This window comes from Intestinibacter sp. (assembly GCF_034113885.1).
Lineage (GTDB): Bacteria > Bacillota > Clostridia > Peptostreptococcales > Peptostreptococcaceae > Intestinibacter.
The window spans coordinates 1-5,770 of record NZ_JAXEWM010000205.1; the positions used below are offsets into that span (position 1 = coordinate 1).

The following is a 5,770-nucleotide window of genomic DNA, read 5'->3' on the forward strand; positions in this document are numbered from 1 at the left end:
TGATGCTCCAGAAGAAGATAGTGAGAGAATCTTTTTTGTATGTAGAAAGTAAACTTTTAAAAATATGAAGATTACAATGTAGAAATTTTAAATTGACTTAATAAAATATGGAGGAATAATATGAAAGATTACGTAATAAAAGCTACAGGCGGCAACGATGAGGTTAGAGCTTATGTAGCTACGACTAGAGAAATGGTAGAGACAGCTAGAATAAACCACAATACGACAAAGGTAGCAACAGCAGCATTGGGAAGAACTTTAACTGCTACTAGTATGATGGGTCTTATGATGAAAAATGAAAAGGATGAATTAACAGTAATAATCAAAGGCGGAGGACCAATAGGAACTATACTTGCGACATCTGATGCAAAAGGTATAGTACGTGGATATGTACAAAATCCAGATGTAAATGTAGAAAATTACCCAAATGGTAAACTAAATGTAGCAGGTGCAGTAGGTACAGATGGATATGTACAGGTTATAAAGGATTTAGGATTAAAGGAACCATATATAGGATCTTATCCATTAGTTAGTGGAGAAATAGCAGAGGATTTCACTCATTACTTTGCTTTATCAGAGCAAACTCCTTCAGTAGTATCGCTAGGTGTTTTAACTAGAAATACAGAAGTCGAGAGAGTAATGACTAATGAACAAGGTTCAGAAGAGCATGTACTATGTAAAGAATTCGATGTTGAACAAGCTGGTGGATTTATAGTTCAATTGATGCCATTTGCAAGTGAAGAAACTATATCTACTTTAGAGAGAAACATAAAAGATATACCATCTATAACTACTTTGCTAAAATCAGGTAAAAAACCAGAGGATATACTAGAAATCGTACTTAAGGACTTAGATCCAAAGATACTAGATATGTGTGAGGTTGGATTTGAATGCAATTGTTCAAAAGAAAGAACTGGAAAAGTACTTCAATCAATAGGAAAACAAGAACTTCAAAATATAATAGAAGAAGATAAGCAAGCAGAGGTAACATGTCATTTCTGCAATAAAAAATATCACTTTACAGAAGAAGAATTAGTAGAATTATTAGATGGTATTAAATAATTTACATTGAGAATAGGATAGAAAATATTAAATCGAATTTAGTATTTTCTATTTTTTTTGCTTTATATTATGTATAAAACTAAAATTAGCCAAAATTTAATATAAAATAATAGTATAAGTAATTAATTTTATCTAAATAATTTTATAATGCATAGGAAATTATATACATTTAAAATTGTAGATAAATATAATTTCCGTCATGCATTTCAAAAAAGTCTACATTAATTTAATAATCTTCAAATGAAGACTTTTTTATATCCTTTAAAATTATTCGCAAAATAAAATATAAGGGAAAAAGGGGGGAAAGGACATGGAAATCGATTACGGTCTAGAATTGAGTCAATCGCAAAAGCTTATAATGACTACGAAATTAATGCAGTCCTTAAAAATTCTCAATATGAGCGCTGTAGAGCTAGAAAATGAAATAAAAAAACAGGCTGAAGAAAATCCTATTATAGAGATTGACACCAAAGACAACGATGGAATAGTAGATTGGGAAAAATACATTAAAAATATGCAAAAATACACATATAAAGACAAAAATGAATTTGCATATAATGTAGATAATGAAGTTGATTTCGAAAATATGGTGAGAGCAACGCATAATTTATACGATTATTTAAAAAATCAAATTAGATACTATAAAATTGACAAAACTCAAAGAAAAATTTGCGAATATATAATAGACAGCTTAGATGAAAATGGATATTTAAATTCACAAGATGAAAAATTAATTATGGAAAAGCTTAAAATCGACAAAAATACATACGATAAATGTAAAGCATATGTTCAATCACTTGAACCAAACGGTGTAGGAGGAACTACTTTAGAGGAATGCTTGTCGATACAGCTTAGAAATTTGAATATAAAGGATAGCTTGCTAGATCAAATTATAAAAGAAGACTTAGACAACATAGCCAATAAAAAAATAAAGTTTATATGCAAAAAATACAACATAAATCAAGAACAATACAAAAACTACATAAAAATAATAAAGCATCTAGAACCAAAGCCAGGGAAAATATACAACACAGAAGACACAAAATATATAAAACCAGATGTAATAATAAGAAAAATAAATGGAAGCTTTATTGTCGTTGGCAATGATAAAAACGATATAAGCATAAATATAAATTCATTTTATCAAAGCATATTAAATCAAGAGGATGCCGATGAAGATACTAAAAAATTTATAAAAGAAAGGCTAGACAGCGCACTAAACCTAATAAAAAACATAGAAAATAGAAAATCAACGACGATAAAAATAGCCAAATCCATATTAAAAAGACAAGAAGAATTTTTTGAAAAAGGTCAAAACTACATAAAACCTATGAAAATGCAAGAACTAGCAGATGAACTAAATTTGCATCAATCTACTATAAGTAGGGGTGTAAATGGAAAATATATGCTGACACCTTTTGGTATGTTTGAATTTAAATATTTCTTTTCAAAAGGTTTAGAAACTCAGGGTACAGAAAATACATCTGCAATAAGTATAAAAAACTTCATTAAGGACATAATAAAAAAAGAAAATAAAGCAAAACCATTAAGCGATGAAAAGATAAAACAATTATTAAATAAAAAGGGGGTAAATATATCTAGAAGAACTGTGACAAAATACAGGGAAGAATTGGAAATACTGCCATCGAATAAAAGGAAGACCTTATTTTTGGAATAGAATAATTGTAGGAAAACGTAGTCCATATTAAATAATAAAAAAGAAACTTAATAATAAGTTAAAAAAAACAAAAGTTTAATAAAACGTATTGAAAAATATTTATATCTAAGATAAAATATAATTATCTTGTGGGACACAAATTGATACATAGGACTTAAAAAGTCCCAAATTAAAAATCAATAAATAATAATGAGGGATAAACTTATGAATAATTTATTAAAAATGCAACAAAAGTTGATTCCACAAGTGCTTGATATGATGATTAAACGCTACTCAATACTTAGACAAATATATCTAAACGAAACAATCGGAAGAAGAAGTTTAGCAAATGAGCTAGGGTTGAGTGAAAGAGTTGTTCGCTCGGAAACAGAAGTATTAAGAGAACAAAATCTGATAAACGTTGAAACATCAGGTATGAAAATAACTCAAGAAGGTATCGAATTATTAGACGGACTAAGAGATATCATGAATGAAGTTATGGGATTATCAACACTAGAAGAAAAGTTAACTCAGCTATTAGGTATAAAGAAGGTAATACTTGTACCTGGAGATTACGAGAATAATAAGAGTGTTTTGATTGACGTAGGTAGATCGGCGGCATCGTATTTTACGAATATACTACAGGACGGAGATATAGTTTCTATAACAGGTGGAACAACAATGTTAGAATTTTCAAAGAGTATAAAGTCGGATAAGAAATTTGAAAATACAACAATAGTACCTGCTAGAGGTAGTTTAGGAGTAAATGTGGAGATACAATCGAACAACATAGCGGCAAACATAAGCAAGAGTTTACAATCAAAATATGCACTACTTAACTTACCTGATAAATTAGGAATCGAGTCTATGTTGATGTTAGCTCAAGAGCCGGAAATAAAGAAAACTTTAGATTTGGTTTCTAAATCAAACATAGTTGTTTTTGGTGTAGGTAGAGCTGATGAGATGTTAGTCAGAAGGAATTTATCAGAGGAGAGAGCGAAAGAAATACTAGATAAAGGTGCAGTAGGAGAATCGTTCGGATATTATTTCAATCAAGCGGGTGAGATTGTATACAGATTAAATACAATCGGAATAGATTTAAATAGTGTTAAACAAGCAAGAGAAGTTATAGCAGTATTTGCAGGAGCAAAGAAAATAGAAGCTTTTCTAGCAATATCTAAAATTAACAAAAACTTAGTTTTAGTAACTGACGAGCATAGTGGAAAAAGACTTATAGAGTTGATAAACGATCAACAAAAAATGGTTAAATAAATATGGTTAATAAAATTAGCAAGTAGCTAATAGATATAAATAAATTAGTAAAAAATACAGAAAATATAAATAAAAAAATAGGTTTTATTTTTAGGAGGTTAAATACAATGGTTAAAGTAGCAATTAATGGATTTGGTAGAATAGGAAGATTAGCATTAAGAAAATTAATGGAACAAACTGACAAATTTGATGTAGTAGCAATAAACGACTTAACAGATGCAAAAATGTTAGCTCACTTATTCAAATACGATACTGCTCAAGGTAGATTCAACGGTGAAATAGAAGTTAAAGAAGGTGCTTTCGTAGTAAACGGAAAAGAAATAAAAGTAACTGCAGAAGCTAACCCAGAAAACTTACCATGGGCTGAATTAGGAGTAGATATAGTATTAGAATGTACTGGATTCTTCACTTCTCAAGAAAAAGCTGAAGCTCATATAAAAGCAGGAGCTAAAAAAGTAGTTATATCTGCACCAGCAACAGGAGATGTTAAAACAATAGTATTCAACGTAAACAACGATACATTAGACGGAACTGAAACAGTTATATCAGGTGCTTCTTGTACAACTAACTGCTTAGCTCCAATGGCTAAAACTTTAAATGATAAATTCGGTATACAAAAAGGTTTAATGACAACTATACATGCTTACACAAATGACCAAAATACTTTAGATGGTCCTCACAAGAAAGGTGATTTAAGAAGAGCTAGAGCTGCAGCAGGAAATATAGTTCCTAACACTACAGGTGCTGCAAAAGCTATCGGTTTAGTTATACCAGAATTAAAAGGTAAATTAGACGGAGCTGCTCAAAGAGTTCCAGTTGTAACTGGTTCAATAACTGAATTAGTTTGTACATTAGACAAAAATGTTACTGTAGAAGAAGTAAATGCAGCTATGAAAGCAGCTTCAAATGAATCATTCGGATACACTGAAGAATACTTAGTATCTTCTGATATAATAGGAATGAGCTTTGGTTCATTATTCGATGCAACTCAAACAAAAGTTATGGAAGTTAACGGACAACAATTAGTTAAAGTTGTATCTTGGTATGACAATGAAATGTCTTACACTTCTCAATTAGTAAGAACTTTAGGATATTTTGCAAACTTAGCAAAATAGTTAATGCATAGTAGGGTCCGGGTTTGTAGTATATTGCTACAGCTCCGGACTTTTTTAGGATAAGACAGAATAAATAAATTTAACATAAAAATAAAACTACATATAGATAATAATAAACAAAATTAAAATAAACAGCTGTAATCGTTTAATACCAACTTTATTCAAAAATATGATATATTATAGAAAGTAATATATTATAAAAAAGAATAAGTTTACTTTTGAAAGGAGTTTAATTATGTCAATGTTAAACAAAAAAACAATAGAAGATATCAATGTTACAGGAAAAAAAGTTTTAGTAAGATGCGATTTCAACGTTCCTCTAAAAGATGGAGTAATAACTGATGAAAACAGATTAGTAGGAGCATTACCAACAATAAAATACTTAATAGCACAAGGTGCAAAAGTTATATTATGCTCTCACTTAGGAAAACCAAAAGGAGAAGCTAAACCAGAATTATCTTTAGCACCAGTTGCAAAAAGATTATCTGAAATGCTAGGACAAGAAGTAGTATTTGCTGCAGATGCTAACGTAGTTGGCGAAAATGCAAAAGCTGCTGTCGCAAAAATGCAAAACGGAGATGTTGTTTTATTAGAAAACACTAGATATAGAAAAGAAGAAACTAAAAATGAAGAAAACTACTCTAAAGAATTAGCTTCATTAGCA

At 29.7% G+C, this 5,770-nt stretch carries 5 protein-coding genes; all 5 read left to right on the forward strand.

The features are described from left to right. Positions 1–120: 120 nt before the first annotated feature. Complete coding sequence (gene hslO / locus SPD90_RS12640; protein WP_320624321.1) at positions 121–1,062, forward strand: Hsp33 family molecular chaperone HslO; 942 nt, start codon at positions 121–123, stop codon at positions 1,060–1,062. Between the two features lie 310 nt (positions 1,063–1,372). Then, positions 1,373–2,740, forward strand: coding sequence for an RNA polymerase factor sigma-54 (gene rpoN / locus SPD90_RS12645; RefSeq protein ID WP_320925462.1), 1,368 nt, complete (start codon positions 1,373–1,375; stop codon positions 2,738–2,740). A gap of 204 nt (positions 2,741–2,944) precedes the next feature. Further along, a complete protein-coding gene (locus SPD90_RS12650; protein ID WP_320925463.1) occupies positions 2,945–3,991 on the forward strand; it encodes a sugar-binding transcriptional regulator in 1,047 nt (348 codons plus the stop codon). 107 nt (positions 3,992–4,098) lie between these two features. Beyond that, positions 4,099–5,106, forward strand: a complete 1,008-nt coding sequence (gap, locus tag SPD90_RS12655) for a type I glyceraldehyde-3-phosphate dehydrogenase (protein WP_320624407.1) — start codon at positions 4,099–4,101, stop codon at positions 5,104–5,106. A 235-nt stretch (positions 5,107–5,341) separates the two neighbouring features. Continuing rightward, positions 5,342–5,770: phosphoglycerate kinase (pgk, locus tag SPD90_RS12660; protein ID WP_320925464.1), on the forward strand; the 429-nt coding region annotated here is incomplete at its 3' end.

Coding starts and splice junctions, on each gene's coding strand:
- hslO (WP_320624321.1), top strand. CDS start 121: ATGAAAGATTACGTAATAAAAGCTACAGGCGGCAACGATGAGGTTAGA.
- rpoN (WP_320925462.1), top strand. CDS start 1,373: ATGGAAATCGATTACGGTCTAGAATTGAGTCAATCGCAAAAGCTTATA.
- SPD90_RS12650 (WP_320925463.1), top strand. CDS start 2,945: ATGAATAATTTATTAAAAATGCAACAAAAGTTGATTCCACAAGTGCTT.
- gap (WP_320624407.1), top strand. CDS start 4,099: ATGGTTAAAGTAGCAATTAATGGATTTGGTAGAATAGGAAGATTAGCA.